Consider the following 18782-nt stretch of genomic DNA (forward strand, 5'->3'; position numbering starts at 1 on the left):
CGTACTCTGGCGCGGCATGGTCGAAACGTCGAGACTCACGCCCGATGAGGTGGCATCGCAGGAGTTCTCACACGGCTTTCGGGGCTATGACGTCCAAGAGGTTCGCTCTCACCTGCGCAAGGCCGCTTCGGAGATGGCCAGGCTGACCGACGAGGTCGTGCGACTGAGCGCCGAACTCGTCATGGCGAGGCAACAGTCGGCGGCCCCGGTCAGCTTGACACCCCAGCAAGCCACTGAGCTGCTCGGGGCTGACGCGGCTCGAATCATCCAGACGGCCGAAAATGCCGGGCGCGACATCCAGCGCCGCGCCGAAGAGAACGTCGAGAAGATGTTGCGCGAGGCACGCTCGGAGGCCGCCGAGATTCGCTCCAACGCTCAGCAAGACGTCGCCGACGTTCTCGAGACCGCCGAGAGGCGCGCCAAAGACCTCGAAGGTGATGCCAAAGTCCGCCACACGGCAGCGGTCGAGGGTGCGTCGAAGGTGCGTACCGACGCCTACGAGTACGCCAGAAACGTCGTCGCCGAGGCCAAGACCGCCCGCAAGGAGATCTTGCAGGATCTGGCCGATCGCAGGCAGCGAGCCCGCCGCGAGATCACCCAGCTGAGAGCCGGAATCGACCAGCTTCGCGAGACCTATGACGAGCTCCGCAGCCTGCTCGATTCGTCGGTAAGGGTGCTCGATAGTTCGCTCGACGACGCACGCAACGCGGCTATCTCGGCTGCTCAGAGCTTCGACCGCAACGATGCCGAAGACGACGCTGCAGCGGTACAGGCATCGGTGCCCGAGGTCGATGAACCGTCGACGGGCGAGGAACCCGCTCCACAGCCCGCCGAGTCAGAGCCCCTGGAGACGCAGGAGGCAGTCGAGGAGCCAGATCCCGTCGAGCCAGAATCGGATCACACCGAGCCCATCGAGCCAGAGCCCGCCGGCCCACAACCTGTCGAGCCAGAGCCCGCCGGCCCACAACCTGTCGAGCCAGAGCCCATCGAGGACGAGCTGGTCGAGCCAGAACCTGTCGAGCCAGAACCAGAGCCGCCGATGACGGCTCGGCAGCGGCGCGAAGCCGAGCGACGAACCATTGTTCAACGCGAGCGCCGGCCAGAGCCGCCGCCCGGCACTGTTCCGATCATCCAGCCCATCGACGACAGCGATGACACCGCCGATCAGGGCGAGGCCGATCTCGAATCGATCATGATCGACACCATCCTCGATGGTGCTCTCGGCGGTGCCTCGAGTGCTGTCGCAACAGAATCGGACGACGAGCCAGCAGTTGATACGCCGGCGCCGTCTGGCGAGGTAGCGCCGGTCCGTCCGATGGCGTCGCCTCCGCTGTTCGGGCCTCGCGACAGCAACATCGATGAGCTCTTCAAACGCATTCGGTCGGCTCGCCCATCGGCATCGGAGGGGTCCGAGCCCGAACCACAGCAAGCTGCGGGTCGCGAGGGCATCGGAGGTTTGTCGCCAGAAGATCCGGCCGGCTCTTCGACCTCAGCCGAGCACTTGTGGACGGGGCAGGCCATGTTCGCGGCCGTCGACGACCTCGACCCGATCAAGGCTGCGGCCACCTCGGCCCTCAAACGGGTTCTGGCCGACCAACTCAACGAGGTACTGGACGCCAGACGCAGGGTCGATCACCCGGTCAGCATCGACGACCTGTTGCCCAGTCAGACCACCGTGTTCGGTGATGCGATTGCGACCATGATCGCCGAGGCCGCCCAGCGGGGCCACCGGGGTCTGGTGCCCGATTGGGATCCCACGCCGGTCGCAGCAGCGGTGTCGGCCGAGGTGGGCCAGGCCCTGCGGCGCAGGGTCGCTCGGTTGGTCGAGTCGGGCACCGACGATCTGGACGTGCGCGTGCGGGCGGTTTATCGCGAGTGGCGACGCGAGCGGGTCGACGAGGTCGCCAGGCAGGCGACCACGGCCGCGTTCAACCTGGGCGCCCTGGCGATCGTTCCCGACGGCACCTCAGTCGCTTGGACCATGCGCGATGGCGACTGTCCTGTCGAAGAGTGTGCGGCCAACACCAATGCGGGCCCCGTGGCGCCCGGCTCGGTGTTCCCTTCGGGCCATGTCGTACCCCCGTGTCGGCCGGGTGTCGATGCCTGGTCGTGCCGTCCGACCGTTAGCCTCGACGAAGTATGCGTCCACCAGAAGAGATGAGGGCCGCGCAGGGCGGCCGGGGTCCCAGTAACCGGCGTCGGGTCATCCTCGCGCTCGCAGCCATCGCAGCGTTCTTGTTGCTGATGTCGCTGCGGGGCCTCGCCGGTTTCTACACCGACTACCTGTGGTTCGACTCGCTCGGGTTCACGTCGGTTTGGCGAACGGTCATCTTCTCGCGGGTCATGCTGGCAGTGCTGTTCACGGCCGTGTTCTTCGTCCTGATGATCGTCAACCTCTGGGTCGCCGATCGACTGGGCCCAGCGGTGCGACCGCGCGGGCCCGAAGAAGAGCTGGTCGAGCGCTACCACGCCCTAGTAGGCAACCGCACCCGCCTGGTCAAGGTGGTCGTTTCGCTGCTGTTCGCCCTGATCGCCGGCGTGGGTGTGTCGTCGCAGTGGCAAGAGTGGCTGCTGTTCATCAACTCCGAAGACTTCGGCGTCGAGGACGCTCTGTTCGGTCGTGATGTCGGCTTCTACGTGTTCCAGCTGCCGTTCCTGTCGTACTTGGTCGGCTGGCTGTTCGCAGCGTTCTTCATCATCTTCGTCGTCACCGCTGTGGCCCACTATCTCAACGGCGGCATCCGCCTGCAGACCACCGGGCGCCGGGTTTCGGCGCCGGTCAAGGGTCACCTGTCGCTGCTGTTGGGCATGCTGGCCCTGGTTCGTGCAGCGGGCTACTACCTCGACCAGTTCGAGCTGACCCTTTCGACCCGGGGGTTCGTTCACGGCGCGTCGTATACCGATGTCAACGCCCAGCTGCCGGCCATCAGGCTGCTCATCATCATCAGCTTGTTCTCGTTCGGGCTGTTGATCTTCAACATCTGGCGCCGCGGATTCACCTATCCGATCATCGCCGTGGGCCTGTGGGCGCTGGTCGCAACCATCGCTGGCACCGCCTATCCGGCAATCGTTCAGCGCTTCCAGGTGGTTCCCGACGAGTCGAACAAGGAAGAGCAGTACATCGCCCGCAACATCGAGGCCACCAGGCACGCCTTCGGTCTCGACGAGGTGGTCGAGCGCCAGTTCGCCTACGAGGACACGCTCAGCTCGACCCAGGTCGTCGACAACATCGACACCGTCACCAACGTTCGTCTGCTCGACCCCGAGATCATCGACGACACGTTCAACCAGCTTCAGGGCATCCGCGGCTTCTATCAGTTCCGCGACGTCGACGTAGACCGCTACGTAGTCGATGGCGAGGTCACCCAGGTGGTGCTGTCGGCACGCGAGCTGCTGCTGTCTGGACTGCCGAACAAGAGCTGGGAGAGCGAGCACGTGTCGTTCACCCACGGCTACAGCATCGCGGTGGCGCCGGCCAACGACACCGTCGCAGGCCGACCCAGCTTCGTGGTCGGTGACATCCCGACGCGTTCGCCTTCCAATGCTCCGGAATTGCAGATCGAACAGCCGGGCATCTATTTCGGTGAGGGTCTGGGCGGCTACGCCATCGTCGGCGCCCAGCGCGACGAGGTCGACTATCAGACCGCCGAGGACACGACCCGCCAAACCCGCTACGACGGCACGGGTGGCGTCGACGTCGGAGGGTTCTTGCGGCGGGCCGCCTACGCGCTGAAGTTCGCCGACACCAACCTGTTGATCTCAGGTCAGGTCACCGGCGACAGCCGCATCATCTATGTGCGCGACATCGATCAGCGGGTCAAGGAGCTGGCGCCGTTCCTGGCATACGACGCAGACCCCTACCCGGTGGTCGTCGAAGGTCGTCTGTTCTGGATAATCGACGCCTACACCACGACCAACCGCTACCCGTACTCGCAGAGCGCCGAAACCCGCGAGGTGTCGTCGCGAAGCGGGCTCGACAGCCGGTTCAACTATGTGCGCAACTCGGTCAAGGCCGTGGTCGACGCCTACAACGGCACCGTCGAGTTCTACGTGATCGACGAGACCGATCCGTTGGCCCGGTCGTATCGCAACATGTTCCCCGATCTGTTCTCGGCCGAGCCGGCCTCGGATGCTTTGCAGGCCCAGTTCCGTTATCCCGAGGATCTGTTCCGGGTTCAGACCAACATGTGGGGTCGTTATCGCATCGACGATGGCGGAGAGTTCTATGACGCCGTGGGCCGCTGGAGCGTCGCCCAGGATCCGGGCAACCAGATCGGTGTGACCCCCCAGGAGACTCAGGAGATCGACGCCGAGACCGGCATCATCTCCACCTCCGAGCGGCGTATCGACCCGCACTATCTGTTGATCAAGCTGCCCAACGAGGCCGAAGAGTCGTTCCTGAACTTCCGGCCGTTTGTGCCGTTCTCCGAGGAGGACACCCGCAAGGATCTGGCCGGTTTCATGGTCGCTCACTCCGACCCGGGCAAGTACGGCCGGCTCGAGGTCTTCGAGTTGCCGCCGGGCAGCCAGGTCGACGGTCCGGCGCAGTTCAACTCGAACATCTTGACCGACCGCGAGATCTCCGAAACCATCACGCTGCTGAACGCCAGCGGCTCGGCGGTGCGGCCGGGCAACCTGCTGTTGGTGCCGGTCGAGAACTCGCTGCTCTATGTCCGGCCGCTGTTCGTCGAGGCCACTGGCGGCACCGCGGTACCCGAACTGAACCAGGTCATCGTGGGCGTCGGCGACGAGGTCGTCATGCGCCAGACCTTCGAGGAGGCTCTGGCGGCGATCGTTCCCGGCCTCACCCCCGAGATGGTCGATGTCGGGCGTGCCGACTTCGAACCCATCCCAGACAGTGGCGATGGCGGCGAAGGAACCGACGATGGTGGTGGCACCGATGACGGCCAGGACCCGCCCGGAACCACCATCCCCGCCGAGACGGTGGCCGATCTGCTCGATGCGGCTGCCAGGGCGTTCGACGAGGCCGACGTTGCCCTGCGCGAGGGTGACCTCGCCGGCTACCAGGACGCTGTGCGCCGCGCCGAGGAGTTCCTGATTCGGGCTCGTGAAGAGCTCGATGTCGAGATTCCCACCACGACCACCACCGAGGGAGCGTCTGCTTGATGGGCACCATCATCACCGCGCCGGGCGAGCTCGAGGCACCTGAGAAGGTTCTGGTGGTGGTAGCCCACCCAGACGACATCGATTTCGGCACGGCCGGAACCATCGCCGCTCTCACGGCCGCGGGCTCAGACGTTGTCTATTGCCTGGTCACCAGCGGTGAGGCCGGCGACGACGACATGACCGTCCCGGCCGACGAGCTGGCCGAGCTTCGCCAGCGCGAACAGACCGAGGCCGCGGCCCTTGTCGGCGTCTTCGAGCTCCACTGGCTTGGCCATCCCGATGGGGCTGTGGTCGCCGACCTGAATCTGCGCCGCGACATCTCGCGCATCATCCGCATGGTCAAGCCCGATGTGGTCATCACCCAGACGGCGGTGCGCAACTGGAACCGCATCTACGGAAGCCACCCCGACCACCTCGCCACCGGCGAGGCCACCATCTCGGCGGTGTATCCCGATTCGCGCAACCCCCGCGCATTCCCCGAGCTGCTCGAAGAGGGTCTGCAGCCTCACACTGTTCCCGAGGTGTGGGTGACGGGGCTCGATGCCGATCGCTTCGTCGACATCACCGACGTGTTCGACCGCAAGGTCGAGGCTTTGCGGGCCCACAAGAGCCAGACCCTGAAGATGGGTGATCGGCTGCCCGTGCTGTTGCGCGAGTGGGGCGAGGCCACGGCCGAGCAAGGTCTGCTCGACCACGGGCGCCTGGCCGAGGCGTTCAAGGTCGTCAACACCGCCTAACGGCCCAGGCACGGGTGTGGTGATCGCTACGGTTGGGTATGGCCAACTTCGACGTGATCATCAGGGGCGGGTTTGTTGTCGACGGCACAGGATCGCCCGGCCGCGATGGCGACGTCGCAATCGATGAGGGGCGGATCTTCGCCATCGACGACCTCACCGGGGCCGCAGCGGCCACCGACATCGACGCCACCGGCAAGGTCGTCGCCCCAGGTTTCATCGACATCCACACCCACAGCGACATGGCCCACTTCATCGACCCGCGGGCCGAGAGCCAGATCCGCCAGGGCGTCACCACCGAGGCCATAGGCCAGTGCGGCATCAGCCTGGCCCCGTGTACACCCGAGAGCCGAACCTCGTTGTTCGCTTCGCTGGGGTCTCGACCTGTTCGGCATTGGCACACCTATGGCGAGTTGCTCGCCGAGATGGACGAAGCTCACATAGCGACCAATGTGGTCGGCATGGTCGGCCACGGTGCGCTTCGCCAGGCGGTGATGGGGCCCAACGAGCCTCGCCCCGCAACCGACGACGAGGTGGCGGACATGGTCAAGCTGCTGGAGCAGTCGCTCGAAGAAGGTGCTTTCGGGTTCACCACCGGGCTCGAGTATCACCCCGGCAAGACGGCCACATATGACGAGCTGAGGGCGCTGTGCGCAGCGGTGGCCGACGCCGACGCCCTGTACGCAACCCATTCGCGCAACCGCGACAAGCGCTATTTCGTCGGCTTCGGCGAGGCGCTCGATGTGGCCAGAGACACGGGCGCTCGCCTGCAGATCAGCCACATCAACCCCAAGTACGGGCGTCCAGATCACACCATGCGCAACACGTTGCAGATGATCGAGTGGACCCGCGAAGAGGGCGTCGATGTGGCGATGGACATGATGCCCACCAACTGGAACCACACCTCGGCTACGTCGATGCTGCCTGCGTGGTCGTTCGAGTTGACCAACGACGAACTGGTAGAGCTGATGAAGTCGCCCGACGGGCGCCGGAGGTTGCGGAAGAACCCGCTGCCGATGTGGCAGCTGGTGGTGCAGGAGCGCTGGGACAAGATCCGGCTGTTGGCCTCGTCTGCCAACAGCGATCTGGTGGGGCGCACCATCGAAGACATCACCGCCGTGCGCAACGCGGCCACCGGCTGGGACGCACTGTTCGACCTGATGATCGACGAGGGTCAGCGGGTCAAGGGGCTGATGTTGACCAGCGAGGCGTTCGACGAGGCCGACAATCGCATGGTGCTCGAGCACCCGCTGTGCTCGATCGAGTCCGACACGATGGCGCTGGCCAACGATGGGCCGCTTGCGGGCCGCATGATGAGCGTGTTGGGCTACAACTGGGTGCCCAAGTTCCTGGGCCACTATGTGCGCGACGAGGGTTTGTTGAGCCTGGAAGAGGGTGTGCGCCGGTTGTCGGGTTTGCCCGCGGACCGTTTGGGGCTGGTCGACCGCGGATATCTGCGTTTAGGGGCCACTGCCGATGTGGTCGTGTTCGATCTGGGTGGGCTGCGAGACAACTCGTCGTTCGAGAATCCCACCGTGTACGCCAGCGGCATCGATCACGTGTTGGTGAACGGGGTGGTCAACTACAGCGGGGGAGTTCGCACCAGCGAGCGTGGCGGCCGGGTTCTTCGGCGTGTCTGAGGGAGCGACCGTGGCAGTTGTGAACGAGTACGGGCAACCTGTGGGCGAGCGGTTGGGCGATTGGGCGGCTCCGCAGCATCCACCGGCTATGGCTCTGGCCGGCGCAAGGGTGCGCTTGGTGCCCATGGCCGCCGAACACGCCGATGCTCTGGCCGTGGCGTTTGCCGGCGCCGCACCGTCGCTGTGGACATACCTTCCGGTCGAGGCCTTGACCCGCGTCGACGACTGGTCGCCCCTGATCGCCGACCTCACCAGTCGCTCCGACTGGTTGCCTTTCGTCATCGAGGTGGGTGGAGCAGTCCAGGGCATGGCCTCATACCTGCGGATCGACCCTGCCGGTGGTGCCATCGAGATCGGCATGATCGCGTTCGCCCCAGTGCTTCAACGCACGGCGGCGGCAACCGAATCGATGCTGTTGATGATCGGCCACGCGTTCGACCTCGGCTATCGCCGGGTCGAGTGGAAGTGTGATGCGCTGAACGAACCATCGCGGCGGGCCGCGTTGCGACTGGGCTTCTCGTACGAAGGGACCTTCCGCAAGGCGACCCACTACAAGGGCCGCAACCGCGACACCGCCTGGTACTCGATGATCGACACCGAGTGGCCAGAACGGCGCCGGCGGTTGTTGACGTGGCTCGACCCGGCCAACTTCGATGAAGACGGCCGTCAGATCACGGCGCTGTCCGAACTTGTTGTCTGAAGTGGGTTGCATCTAACAATCGGCGCCGCCATACTTACGGTCCCACCGACGCGGGGTGGAGCAGTCTGGTAGCTCGTCGGGCTCATAACCCGAAGGTCGCAGGTTCAAATCCTGCCCCCGCCACCAAGGAAATGCCAGGTCAGGCCCGGTCCCTAGGACCGGGCCTGCGGCGTTCTGGGGCCGCTGTACAACATCCGTACAACACGAGCCGCCAACGCCTGTCGGCGTGGGTTCCCGTGGGCGTCCGTAGGTCCTCGTCGGCGCTCGTGTGTTCGTGTGGGGAATCGTCGAGATCAAGTGACGTCAAGGCAACCGGCTCGACGTTCGTTGGTCACGAGTAGACGAGGGCGTCCGAGTCCTTGCGGCCGCCTGATGCCCCGACAACGGTCGCGACGTCGACGCCCCCACTGCGTGTTCGGTGGACTGCCTCGGCGACGTTGTCGGGCCGGAGCCCGCCGGCGAGTAGGGACCCAGTGTCTCGTGACGAGATCGCCGACGAGGCGAATCGAAGCCGCTACCGCCTCCAACGGCATGGTTGGGGAGTTGTGGTCGCTGTCGCGTTTGGTCGCTGTTGGAGGTGCGACGATGGTGGTGGAGGAGTCCGCGATGACCGATGAGGTCTTGAACACATTGGTGGTGCTTGGTCACCGGTTGTTGCTCGTCGAGGTCGGCGGTGGGTTCGAGACGCACCTGTGCGAAGCCACGAGTGACTCGGCCGCCCGCGCCGCCCTCGATACTCGCCGGGCACTGCCGGACTCATTGGCGGACGCATTGGAACGGGGCGGTGACGACGACCGACTCGATGCCTTGCTGGACCGTCTCCTGGACACGGCGTGGAAGCCGACAACGTTGTGCGGTCGAGCGTGGGACGAGATGGCCGCCGGCGAGGCGGGTACGTTCCGGCGCTGGCAGGAGATCGAGCTGACGCCGACGTGTCGGTCGTGCCTTCGGGTGGTCGACACCTGGTTCCCGCGGTCCGGGTCGCTGCCCGGGATCGGCGTGCTCGTCTCGGTGATCGGCGAGAAGGTCGAGGCCTTCGGGTCTGCGTGGGTGACCGGTGTGCCAGGCGAGTTCCTCGAGGATCTCCGCAAGGCGATTCGCAAGCACCTGCGCCAGAAGGGGTGGCGATCGCAGACCATGGTCGGTAGCGGAGTGCTGCATGTGATGTCAGCCGACGCGCTGGAGGCGATCGAACCGACCGTGCGGGCGGCCTGGATCGATCAGGCGATTCGGCGGATGGGCGTGGTGGAGCAACCGACCGATGACGAGGCCATCGTTGATCAACCCCGGTTGGGCGTCGCCTGGCAGACGTGGGTGCTCGATGAGTAGCTCGCACACCAACGTCTCGCGCCGATTCGCGTTGGCTTTCAATTTCTGAAAGTGTGGGTGATGTATGGCAGCACGACCCACCCTTGATCCCCTTCGGGAAGCGGCACAGCGACTGAACGAGGCGGAGATCGAGCGCAATCGGCTGATCCGAGCGCTGCGCTCGAAGCGCGAGACGCTCACCGACCTCGCCGAAGCGGCGGATGTGTCCCTCGGGACCGCGCACAAGTTGACGCGACCTTCGACGATCGTGTCCGTCGGCTACGAGGGCCGCAGCGTTGATGAACTCGTCGACGCTTTGGTCGACGCAGGGGTCTCGGTGCTGGTGGATGTTCGGGAGAACGCGATCAGCCGCAAGCGCGGCTTGTCGAAGCGTGCGCTGGCGGAGAAGCTGCAGGCGCGGGGAATCACCTACGTGCATGAGCCGACGCTCGGCAACCCCCGAGACAACCGTGACGGTTTCCGAGAGCAACGCCCGGACAGCGTCGCCGCCTTCGAAGCCCACCTTGACCGCAACGGGTCAGCGGCGCTCGACCGGGTCGACGCGATGCTCAGAGATCGAACAGTCGGCCTTCTGTGCTTCGAGGCGGATCCGTGCTCGTGCCATCGCTCGATCGTGGCGCGGTATCTCCTGGACCGGGACCCACTGGCGTCGGTTCGACCGGCGTGACGTCGCGGGCGATGCCGAGCACAAGGAAGCCCTGCGGTGCCTGGTGCTGGTTGCCCACGTACAGCGCCGGCAGACGCGCTGGGTCGACCAGGCTGAGCCACTTCTCTTCGATCCGATCGAGGTAGTCGGTCGGGTAACTGCGACGCCAGTTCCGCCACGCCTCGGAGATCTCCCAGTCGACAATGCTCTGTTCGTGACCGCGGCACGAGGCCGATTGGCAGCGGTACGCAAGCTTGAACGTGAACGGCGATAACTCGAGCTTCGGGGCACCCTGAGCCAGAAGACTGCCCTGGGCGGCCCGGTTCATCTTCGCCGCGTGGGCGGTGTCGCCGGTGTGGTCCTCGCGGGTGAAGCCGGTGATCTCGCGCGGGACGACCAACCCCAGGGACGGGCGCGCCCAACCCTTCGCCGCGACGAGGTCGCACATCCTGTACTGGGGTAACCGGTTGAGCACTTCGGCGCGCCGCTTGCCCGCAGGCAGCTGGTCGAGCACGGCCGTCGTATCGAGTCGTGGCCGATACGACTCCGGTCGTTGGTCCTTGTCGTGCTTGTCGATCTCGAGCTCGATCACCTGGTACTTGGGATGCTCGCCCTGCCAGAACCACTGCCACTGCACCGGGAACAGTCGGATCCAGCGATAGTCGTCGCCGTCGAGGCGAATGCCGGCGACGCACACCGTCTCGCCGTGTGTGCGTCCGATCTCAGGAGATGCCTTGACGGTGATGAGTACCGTCGCTCGCTCAGCGACCATCGGACTCATCGTACGATTCGTCGGGCGACGGGTTGTCGCCTTCGGCATCGCCGCCTGCCAGCGAGGCATGGCCCTGACCAGTTATGGCCTCGTCTGATTGTTCAGGGGCGCTGGTTCCCTTGAACACGATGTGCGCGATCTGATCTGCGGCGTCCTCCTCCACGGCGGGGATGGCGTGCATGTACACGTCCTGGGTGAAGCTCGTCGTCGCGTGGCCGAGTCGGTCCGAGATCACCTTGACGTGGACGCCGGCCGCGAGGCCGAGCGTGGCGTGGGTGTGGCGTAGATCATGCAGCCGGATCTTTGGGAGTCCGAGCCGCTTCACCGTGCGGTCGAAGGTCTGCGAGAAGTAATCGGGATGCACTGGGGCGCCGTCCTCGCGGGCGAACACCAAGCCCTGGTCGTGGTAGCCGTCGCCGAGCAACTGCTTCTCTTGTCGTTGCGCTGCTCGATGGTTTCGCAGTACTTGGATCGTCTGGTCATCGAGCGCGATCTTGCGTTCACCGCGGAGCGTCTTCGGGCGCCCAATGACGATCTGGTACTCAACGGTGAGCACGGTCTGTTGCACGTGGAGACGCCGAGCGTTGAAGTCGATGTCGCGCCACCTAACACCAAGAACCTCTCCGCGTCGCATGCCCGTGGTGGCAGCGAGGATGTAGGCCGCCGCCAGACGGTGGTTGGCGATGCCGGCGAAGAACTGCCGGAGCTGCTCCGGCGTCCAGGTCTTCATCTCCTCCCGGTCGGCGCGATTGAGCTTGGGTGGGTCGGCGGCATCGGCGACGTTGCGCGGCACCAGGTTCTTGCGCGCGGCGTCCGTGAGGGCCCGATGGAGGAGCACATGGATGTTGCGGACCGTCTTGGTGGCGAGGCCTTGGGCGACGAGGTCTGCGTAGAACCGATCGAGGCGATCGGCTGACAGCTGCTGGATCTGCACGTGTCCGAGCGCCGGCACCACATGACGCTCGACGAGCCCTCGGTAGCTGGCGTACGTGCTCACCCGGACAGCCATCTTCTTGGTGGGTAGCCACCGCTCGAGTAGGAACTCTCCGAGCGTCACCTTCGACGGCTCGGAGAAGACACCCCCGCGGATCGCAGCCATCGTGTCGGTGAGGAACTGCTGGGCTTCCTTCTTCGTACGAAACGACTTGGTGTGCTGTTTGCGCCCTTCGGCCGTCTCGGTGCGCCAGTACGCGATCCAGACATCGCCTCGACGGTGGATCGATCCTCGTTGGCTCATGGGTGGCCCCCGTTGCGTTCGGGCCGCGGTGCGGCCTGTGTGCGTTGGTGGGCCATCTCGGGCCGAGGCACCAGTCGGAGTGCCGGCGTTGCCGGCGGCTCGGTGGTGGGGTCGTCATCGTACTGGTCGGTGACCGTCGGGTTCTCGAGGTCATCGTCAGCGTCGAGGAGTCGGCGGAGTGCGGCGGTGGGGACGCGGATGAGCCGGCCGACGCGGATGACGGGGACGGGGAAGGTGCCGTCCTTGATGGCGCGGTATCCGGTGGTGCGGTCGATGCCGAGCTCGGCGAAGGCTTCGTCGGCGGTGATGCAGGCGCGTGTGGCGGGGTCGGGGATCACGGCGTGCTCCGGTTGTCGTCGTGCGGCTCCATGTGAGTGATCGCACCCTCGAGCCCCGCTCGGCGTGACACCTGGTTGACGGCCTGTGCTGTTGCCGCCCTTCGGGCGGGTGCCGTTGCCCGCCGGTTGGCGGGGTGCCGTGGGGGTCGCTGGCGTTCGCCGTGTCAAGCCCCTCGTTCCTCGGGGCCGAGCCCTTCGGGTTGACACGGCGCCCGCCGGCGACCCTGCGCCCGGAGGGCGAAGCCCCGCCCGCCGCTCGGTCGGGGTCCGCTCAGCGCACCGAAGGGAGGCAGTCGTGGCAACGGTCGAAGTGGTCGAGTCGTGCGTCGCTCCGGGTGGACAGCCTGTGCTGTTCCACGCCCCCACCGAGGGGGTCCCGACGTATGTGGTCGTGGACCGCTGCGGGGTCGAGCACGTGCACACCGGATCGCTCGGTGTGGCGATGACGGCTGCCCGTCGGGTGCTGATCGAGCAGGGCGAGGTGTGGGTCCGCGCCTCGGATGACACCTGCGCCCACATCGACCCGAACCGGGTCGCTACCGACACCCCGTCGCGTCCGTGGATCCAGACGATCGCGGCGTCTCAGCAAGGAGGAACCCCATGACCATCACCGACCCCACCGAGACCGTCGCCGACGGCGACCCGGTCGAGCTCGAACCGGAGTTGTGTTGGCTGAACCTGGCCGACATGGCGCCGCATCCGGACAACCCGCGGCACATCGTCGGTGATCTGACCGAGCTGACCCGGTCGATCCGCGCGCACGGGATCATCGAACCGCTCGTCGTGCTGCCCGCCGACGACCACGGCGTGTACCTGATCGTTGCCGGCCGTCGCCGCCACGCCGCTGGTCTGCAAGCCGGGGTGACCGAGGTGCCGGCGGTGGTGCGGCCGATGACGCGGGTGGGGGTGATCGAGGCCGGATTGTCGGAGAACTCGAACCGCAGCGACCTCACGCTGTCGGAAGAGGTCGCAGCGATCGAACGGTTGATGTCGCTCGAGGGTGGCCTGACCCCGTCGAAGTTGTGCCGACGGATCGGCAGGTCGCAGTCGTGGGTGCGTGCTCGGATGGCGGTCACGATCCTGCCCGCCCGGTGGCGTGATGCCCTCGACTCGGGCGAGTTGTCGATCGCGGCCGGGGAGGCCGCGGCGTCGCTCGCTGATCTCGGCCCCGATCATCTCGACGCCGTGTGCGAGCAACTCGCCGGACGCACCTGGCGGGACCCTGCCCGTGTCGTCGCCTCCTACCGTGAGACGCAACGCCGTCGCGACAACTACCGCGACACCCTCGACCGTGCCGTCGCCACGCACCCGGTCGTGCACAGCGACGATCACCCGGCACCAGACAAGGCCCGACGTCTCGGGGAACTGTTCGATCCCGACGGCTGCCGCACCCACACCGCCGAGCCGTGCCACGCGATGGTGGTGAAGGCCACGTCGTGGGGCGATGGGGTCGAGGTGTTCGACGTGTGCGTCGACCCTCGCCGCCATGACCCGCAGCGCATCGCCACGGCGAAGAGCGAAAGCGACCTCGCGTCGGACCGAACGCCGACCCGACCGCCAGCTCAGGACGACTCCCACGCCAAGCGCAAGGCCCGCCTGGCGCGGATGGCGCACGCGACCGAGACGTTCGCCAAGACGCGCGGCGGGTTCGCTCAGGCCGACCTGACACGGCTCGCGTTGCGGTCGGTGGTGCTGGAAGCCGGACGCGACGCGGTCGTGTTCGCAGCGACGATCCTCGGCCACGACCAGCCCCGCGACGCCACCGCAACTGACCTGCTCGACGGTGCTGACACGGTCGCTGCGTTGACACGGGTCGCCGGGGCGATCGCGCTCGGCCTGGCCGAGAACCGCATGTACTGGTCAGCGTCGAGCAGCCAGTGCCGTGACTACCTCGACGCGTTGATCACTACCGGCTGGACACCCGACGAGTGGACAGCCGTCACCCTCACGGACCGGCCCGACCGGGACTGACACGTCTGCGACCGGTCTGCCCGCCACCTGGTCGGCGGGCAGACCGGACCAGGTTCTTGCCGCTCGGGAGTGTTCTCGGGAGCAACTCCGGGACGTTGATGTGCTGGGCGGCCCGCCGGCGGGGTGCCGTGACCACCGCTCGGGTGGGTGCCGTTGCCGGCCCTTCGGGCCGGGTGCCGTGTTGGGCCACCACGCCGTCGGCGTCAAGCCCCTCGTTCCTCGGGGCCAAGCCTGACGGTTGACGCCGCCGTCGCCGGCGGCCCAGCGCCCGGAGGGCGAAGCCCGGCCACCCGGTCGGGCACGGCACGACGCCTCCGGGGTCGGGACGGTCGGGGAAGCCCAACCGGCCCCGGGGCGCCGTGTCACTCGCACACCACGGAGGCCCTCATGTCCACCACCGCACCCACCATCGACCCGACCCCCACGATCACGAGCATCGCCGAGCACGTCACGTTCACCGTCGAGGCCTGGCACGACCCGATCGTCGAAGCAGCCCCCGGTGCCGTGCGCACCGACACCGACGACGCGCTCGTCTGGTACACGCCCTCGATCGGAACCATCGGCATGGCGATGGCGCACCGCTTCGCCCGCCACGCCACCGACGGACCCAGCCTGTGGACGATCGAGGACATCGCGCTCACCTTCGGCATCGGCAACTCCGCCGCCCGCGTGTGGCGCAGCCTCGACCGGCTCGACCGGTTCGGGATCATCAACCGCACCGGGGACCGCATCGCCGTCCGACTCTGGCTCGCCCCGCTCACCCAACGCCAGATCGCACAACTCCCGCCCTACCTCGCCGCCGCCTACCCCGAACACCTCGCCCAGCGATGACCACCACCACCGCACCCACCGTGCCGAAGTGGCGGACACACGCCGCGTGCCGCGGCACCGACCCCGCCTTGTTCTACGACCCGCACCCCGCATCAGTTGCCGCCGCCAAGACCGTGTGCGACACCTGCCCGGTGCGTAACGCCTGCCGCGCCCACGCCGTCGACACCGCGGAGCAGTTCGGCGTGTGGGGCGGACTCGCCGCCGACGAACGGCCTGCACCGTCACCAGACACCACGCCGGCACCCGGCCCGGCACCCAAGATCAGCGACGACGAGCTCTACGACCTGTTCTACGACGCCGACCCCGACCAAGCCGCGCTCGACCAACTGCTCGCCCACATCTGGCTCCCCAACGCCACCGCCTACACCGCGCTGCAACGCGCCGTGCGCCTCGGCGTCGTGGAACACCGCGGCCGCGGTCTCTACCCCGTCCGCCGCTGACCCGCCAGGCCCGGTACCGCACCTCGACCGGCGCGGGACCGGCGCCGCGTGTGCCGTCACCGACGGGTTACCGGTCGCCCGGCTCGAGCTGGTGTGCCGTGGCGCCGGCCTGGTGGGCCGGCGGTGCCGTGCTGCCCGCCGCCCGCTGCCGTGTCAAGCCCCTCGTTCCTCGGGGCCAAGCCCTTCGGGTTGACACGGCCGCTTCCGGCGGCGGGCCAGACGCCCGGAGGGCGAAGCCGCCCACCCGACACCGGAAGGACACACCCGATGCACGCCAACGACCTGTTCGCCACCATCACCGCACAACTCATCGACGACATCGAAACCGGCGCCGCCGGAACCTGGCGCATGCCATGGCACCACCTCGCCGACGCAGGCACACCTACCAGCATCGACCACCGCCCCTACCGCGGCATGAACGCCGTCTGGCTCGCCATGGTCGCCGCCGCCCACGACTGGACCTCAGGCACCTTCGGCACCTACCGCGCCTGGCAACGCCACGGCGCCCAAGTCCGACGCGGCGAACGCGCCACCCAAGTCGTGCTCTGGAAGCCCACCAACCCCACCGACGCAGGCAACAAGACCGACGACAGCGACGACACGCCCACCGGTCGGCCTCGCCTCATCGCCCGCGCCTATGCCGTGTTCGCAGCCGAGCAATGCGACGGAGCCGACGAGATCATCACCCGCCGCAACCAGGAACGAACCGAACGCGACACCCCCGCCCGCATCGACGCCGCCGAGCAGTACCTCGCCGCCGTCGCCGCGACCGTCATCGAGGGCGGCAACCGCGCCTACTACCGGCCCGCCACCGACTCGATCCACCTCCCGACCCTCGCCCAGTTCGACACCGCCGCCCACTACTACGCCACCCGCGCCCACGAAACCATCCACTGGACCGGACACGCTGACCGCCTCAACCGTGACCTCACCGGCCGATTCGGCGACGACGCCTACGCCGCCGAAGAACTCGTCGCCGAGCTCGGCGCCGCCATGTGGTGCGCACAGACCGGACTCACCACCATCACCCGAGCCGACCACGCCGCCTACCTCGCCGGATGGCTCCGCATCCTCCGCAGCGACGCACGCGCCCTCGTCACCGTCGCCAGCCGAGCCCAAGCCGCCGTCGACTGGCTCAACACCCACACCGGACACACCACCACCGAGACCGTCGAGGAGGTCGCCGCATGAACCGCCCGCCCTACCGCCGCAGCGACGAGATCGCCGCCTACACCTACAAAGCCGACATCTACTGCCCGGCCTGCCTCATCGAAACCATGATCGCCGACGGCATCGCCGCCCCCGCCGCCCGCAACATGCCCACCGACGACGTCCTCGAGCAATGCGCCGGCGCCCTCGCCATCGACCGAGACGACGACACCACCTACGACACCAGCGAGTTCCCCAAACCCGTGTTACTCGACTGGCTCACCCCCGACGACACCTGCACGAGCTGCCACCAGCCGCTCTGACCTCACCGCCGGTCGGCCGCCAAACGAACGGCCGGCCGGCGGCCGACGCGTGTGCCGTGACCGCCCTTCGGGCGGGTGCCGTGACCGCCCTTCGGGCGGGTGCCGTGACTGTGTCTCGGCGTCACTCGATGACGGGCACGACCAGGAGCGCGAGGTGGATCTCCTTCCGATCGTCATTGCGATTGGCGAGCGTGAAGGTCTCTCGCCCAGCCGAACTGCCCATTCGCTTGAACGACTCATGCCGACGGATCGCGTCGATGGCCTTCGTCCCGATATCTGTCGGCGAGCCAGCTCGCACGAAGACGATCAGCGCGGCTCGAGAGTCTCGCCAGATCAGGTATCCGAGGAGCTGATCGATCGCGTCCTCAAATGCCTTCTGTCCCTTCCACACCTTGCATTCAGCGATGAACACAGCGCGCTCGTCGCCGCCGTAGGGGATGAAGATGTCGGTCTTGCCGCGACGGCTGAACGTCTCACCAGTCGCTGGGCCGAAGTGGTTGTTGAGCACCACGAGCAGTACGTCGCGCAAGGACTCCTCGGGCATCTTGGCGAACGTCTTCGGCAGACGCTGCACGGCCGTTGTAACGCTCTCGATCTCACGAAGAATTGCGGCGAAGCCGTCGTCCGAGATCGCCGGCTCAGGGGCGAACGCAGGGGTTGGCGCGATCGGCTGCACGGCGACTGGCCGGACTTTGCGGGGTGGGCCCACCGTGAACGACGGCGACGGGTTCGCACGATCGACGACCGGCACCTCCAGGAAGGCATCAAGTGCCCGATCTGCAATCACCTTGGTGCGACGCTCCTCGACCCACCGGCGCAGCTCGACACGCAGTCGTTCGTTCCAGGGGTCGATGTCGTTCCGCGACCAACCCACGTACTTGCGGATGGTCTCCTCCATCGAGTCGACGTATGACTTCACTGCGTCTGGATCGAGCGGTGCTCGCCCCTCGTAGGCGACCAGGACGAAGCCGTCGCGAAGCTCGAATCGCGGAGGGTTCATGGTGCCCGTGCTGGGACGTACGTCGAACAGAACAGTGTCGCCTTCGAACGGATAGAGGAACTTGATGCACGAACCTGCCACCTTGATGCGGTCGCCCTCCCATCCAGCGACATAGAAGTCGATGTCCTTCGTGCCTGAAGATGAGCGCTGGTCGAAGTGGACCACAAGCGGGTTCACGACCCATCGAGCGAAGAGTTCGTCGACGAGGTCCTCGACCGACATCACCAGCACGTAGTCAGCCGGGACGCCCAGTACGTCTTCCTCCGCCTTCTTCAGCTGGTTGACCAACACGCTGTGCATGTCACCCCGGTGAAACCTCACGTCATCGCGTGCCATCTCTCCATCGTACGGAGGGGGTGTGACGTGGACCCTTCGACCGCCACGCCGCCGAGCGGATCGGGCGCCGCGTCGCCCGGGTGGCAAGCATTTCGAGGATGGACAGCCCACACCACCGTGCCATGGTCCGGTCATCACAACCGCCGCATCGACCGCAGCTTCCAACTCGGCCACGAAGTGTGACGGTCGATCCGTCGTCGCATGTGGCG

At 66.8% G+C, this 18782-nt stretch carries 17 protein-coding genes and 1 tRNA gene; 14 read left to right on the forward strand and 4 right to left on the reverse strand.

Annotation, left to right across the window (positions count from 1 at the left end):
* The first annotated feature begins 16 nt into the window (after nucleotides 1–16).
* The 8 genes from R2770_13365 (at nucleotide 17) to R2770_13400 (ending at nucleotide 10197) form a co-directional block, all read left to right on the forward strand.
* Nucleotides 17–2161: a DivIVA domain-containing protein gene (locus tag R2770_13365; protein MEZ5281444.1), complete on the forward strand. Its 2145-nt coding sequence runs from the start codon at nucleotides 17–19 to the stop codon at nucleotides 2159–2161.
* Entirely contained in the window at nucleotides 2140–5127 is a 2988-nt protein-coding gene (locus R2770_13370; GenBank protein MEZ5281445.1) for a UPF0182 family protein, read from the forward strand. Before R2770_13365 ends, R2770_13370 begins: the two co-directional genes overlap by 22 nt.
* On the forward strand, nucleotides 5127–5864 hold the full coding sequence (locus tag R2770_13375; protein ID MEZ5281446.1) for a PIG-L deacetylase family protein: 738 nt from the start codon (nucleotides 5127–5129) through the stop codon (nucleotides 5862–5864). Before R2770_13370 ends, R2770_13375 begins: the two co-directional genes overlap by 1 nt.
* Before the next feature lie 38 nt (nucleotides 5865–5902).
* Nucleotides 5903–7501, forward strand: a complete 1599-nt coding sequence (locus R2770_13380; GenBank protein MEZ5281447.1) for an amidohydrolase family protein — start codon at nucleotides 5903–5905, stop codon at nucleotides 7499–7501.
* Nucleotides 7502–7511: 10 nt separating this feature from the next.
* Complete coding sequence (locus R2770_13385) at nucleotides 7512–8201, forward strand: GNAT family protein (protein MEZ5281448.1); 690 nt, start codon at nucleotides 7512–7514, stop codon at nucleotides 8199–8201.
* A gap of 49 nt (nucleotides 8202–8250) precedes the next feature.
* Nucleotides 8251–8327: transfer RNA gene (locus tag R2770_13390), tRNA-Met, on the forward strand.
* A 480-nt stretch (nucleotides 8328–8807) separates the two neighbouring features.
* Nucleotides 8808–9530, forward strand: coding sequence for a hypothetical protein (locus R2770_13395; protein ID MEZ5281449.1), 723 nt, complete (start codon nucleotides 8808–8810; stop codon nucleotides 9528–9530).
* 64 nt (nucleotides 9531–9594) lie between these two features.
* On the forward strand, nucleotides 9595–10197 hold the full coding sequence (locus R2770_13400; GenBank protein MEZ5281450.1) for a DUF488 domain-containing protein: 603 nt from the start codon (nucleotides 9595–9597) through the stop codon (nucleotides 10195–10197).
* On the opposite strand, the gene R2770_13405 is transcribed toward R2770_13400, so the two are convergent.
* The 3 genes from R2770_13405 to R2770_13415 all read right to left on the reverse strand — a co-directional run bounded on the left by R2770_13405 (nucleotide 10079) and on the right by R2770_13415 (nucleotide 12523).
* Complete coding sequence (locus tag R2770_13405) at nucleotides 10079–10948, reverse strand: hypothetical protein (GenBank protein ID MEZ5281451.1); 870 nt, start codon at nucleotides 10946–10948, stop codon at nucleotides 10079–10081. The two genes, R2770_13400 and R2770_13405, sit on opposite strands and share 119 nt — an antisense overlap.
* Nucleotides 10938–12047 (reverse strand): site-specific integrase, encoded by a 1110-nt coding sequence (locus R2770_13410; GenBank protein ID MEZ5281452.1) that lies wholly within the window; start codon nucleotides 12045–12047, stop codon nucleotides 10938–10940. The genes R2770_13405 and R2770_13410 overlap by 11 nt, the downstream gene beginning before the upstream one ends.
* 134 nt (nucleotides 12048–12181) lie before the next feature.
* Complete coding sequence (locus R2770_13415; GenBank protein ID MEZ5281453.1) at nucleotides 12182–12523, reverse strand: helix-turn-helix domain-containing protein; 342 nt, start codon at nucleotides 12521–12523, stop codon at nucleotides 12182–12184.
* A gap of 295 nt (nucleotides 12524–12818) precedes the next feature.
* Between R2770_13415 and R2770_13420 the strand changes: the two genes are divergently transcribed.
* The 6 genes from R2770_13420 (at nucleotide 12819) to R2770_13445 (ending at nucleotide 17237) form a co-directional block, all read left to right on the forward strand.
* Nucleotides 12819–13127 (forward strand): hypothetical protein, encoded by a 309-nt coding sequence (locus R2770_13420; protein ID MEZ5281454.1) that lies wholly within the window; start codon nucleotides 12819–12821, stop codon nucleotides 13125–13127.
* A complete protein-coding gene (locus tag R2770_13425) occupies nucleotides 13124–14494 on the forward strand; it encodes a ParB/RepB/Spo0J family partition protein (protein ID MEZ5281455.1) in 1371 nt (456 codons plus the stop codon). The genes R2770_13420 and R2770_13425 overlap by 4 nt, the downstream gene beginning before the upstream one ends.
* Before the next feature lie 387 nt (nucleotides 14495–14881).
* Complete coding sequence (locus R2770_13430; GenBank protein MEZ5281456.1) at nucleotides 14882–15325, forward strand: hypothetical protein; 444 nt, start codon at nucleotides 14882–14884, stop codon at nucleotides 15323–15325.
* Nucleotides 15322–15765 carry a WhiB family transcriptional regulator gene (locus R2770_13435; protein MEZ5281457.1) on the forward strand — a complete coding sequence of 148 codons (444 nt, stop codon included), beginning with the start codon at nucleotides 15322–15324 and terminating at the stop codon, nucleotides 15763–15765. Before R2770_13430 ends, R2770_13435 begins: the two co-directional genes overlap by 4 nt.
* Nucleotides 15766–16032: 267 nt before the next feature.
* Nucleotides 16033–16956, forward strand: a complete 924-nt coding sequence (locus tag R2770_13440) for a zincin-like metallopeptidase domain-containing protein (protein ID MEZ5281458.1) — start codon at nucleotides 16033–16035, stop codon at nucleotides 16954–16956.
* Nucleotides 16953–17237, forward strand: a complete 285-nt coding sequence (locus tag R2770_13445) for a hypothetical protein (GenBank protein MEZ5281459.1) — start codon at nucleotides 16953–16955, stop codon at nucleotides 17235–17237. The genes R2770_13440 and R2770_13445 overlap by 4 nt, the downstream gene beginning before the upstream one ends.
* A gap of 121 nt (nucleotides 17238–17358) precedes the next feature.
* Here R2770_13445 and R2770_13450 read toward each other — a convergent pair whose 3' ends face one another.
* Nucleotides 17359–18573 carry a hypothetical protein gene (locus tag R2770_13450; GenBank protein MEZ5281460.1) on the reverse strand — a complete coding sequence of 405 codons (1215 nt, stop codon included), beginning with the start codon at nucleotides 18571–18573 and terminating at the stop codon, nucleotides 17359–17361.
* Nucleotides 18574–18782 lie beyond the last annotated feature (209 nt).

The organism is Acidimicrobiales bacterium (assembly GCA_041394185.1).
In the GTDB taxonomy this organism is placed as follows: domain Bacteria; phylum Actinomycetota; class Acidimicrobiia; order Acidimicrobiales; family Poriferisodalaceae; genus JAAETH01.

Bases quoted from the DNA above. Each gene is read 5' to 3' on its own strand.
- R2770_13365 (MEZ5281444.1), top strand. From the start codon at position 17: ATGGTCGAAACGTCGAGACTCACGCCCGATGAGGTGGCATCGCAGGAG.
- R2770_13370 (MEZ5281445.1), top strand. From the start codon at position 2,140: ATGCGTCCACCAGAAGAGATGAGGGCCGCGCAGGGCGGCCGGGGTCCC.
- R2770_13375 (MEZ5281446.1), top strand. From the start codon at position 5,127: ATGGGCACCATCATCACCGCGCCGGGCGAGCTCGAGGCACCTGAGAAG.
- R2770_13380 (MEZ5281447.1), top strand. From the start codon at position 5,903: ATGGCCAACTTCGACGTGATCATCAGGGGCGGGTTTGTTGTCGACGGC.
- R2770_13395 (MEZ5281449.1), top strand. From the start codon at position 8,808: ATGACCGATGAGGTCTTGAACACATTGGTGGTGCTTGGTCACCGGTTG.
- R2770_13400 (MEZ5281450.1), top strand. From the start codon at position 9,595: ATGGCAGCACGACCCACCCTTGATCCCCTTCGGGAAGCGGCACAGCGA.
- R2770_13405 (MEZ5281451.1), bottom strand. From the start codon at position 10,948: ATGGTCGCTGAGCGAGCGACGGTACTCATCACCGTCAAGGCATCTCCT.
- R2770_13410 (MEZ5281452.1), bottom strand. From the start codon at position 12,047: ATGGCTGCGATCCGCGGGGGTGTCTTCTCCGAGCCGTCGAAGGTGACG.
- R2770_13425 (MEZ5281455.1), top strand. From the start codon at position 13,124: ATGACCATCACCGACCCCACCGAGACCGTCGCCGACGGCGACCCGGTC.
- R2770_13430 (MEZ5281456.1), top strand. From the start codon at position 14,882: ATGTCCACCACCGCACCCACCATCGACCCGACCCCCACGATCACGAGC.
- R2770_13435 (MEZ5281457.1), top strand. From the start codon at position 15,322: ATGACCACCACCACCGCACCCACCGTGCCGAAGTGGCGGACACACGCC.
- R2770_13440 (MEZ5281458.1), top strand. From the start codon at position 16,033: ATGCACGCCAACGACCTGTTCGCCACCATCACCGCACAACTCATCGAC.
- R2770_13445 (MEZ5281459.1), top strand. From the start codon at position 16,953: ATGAACCGCCCGCCCTACCGCCGCAGCGACGAGATCGCCGCCTACACC.
- R2770_13450 (MEZ5281460.1), bottom strand. From the start codon at position 18,573: ATGGCACGCGATGACGTGAGGTTTCACCGGGGTGACATGCACAGCGTG.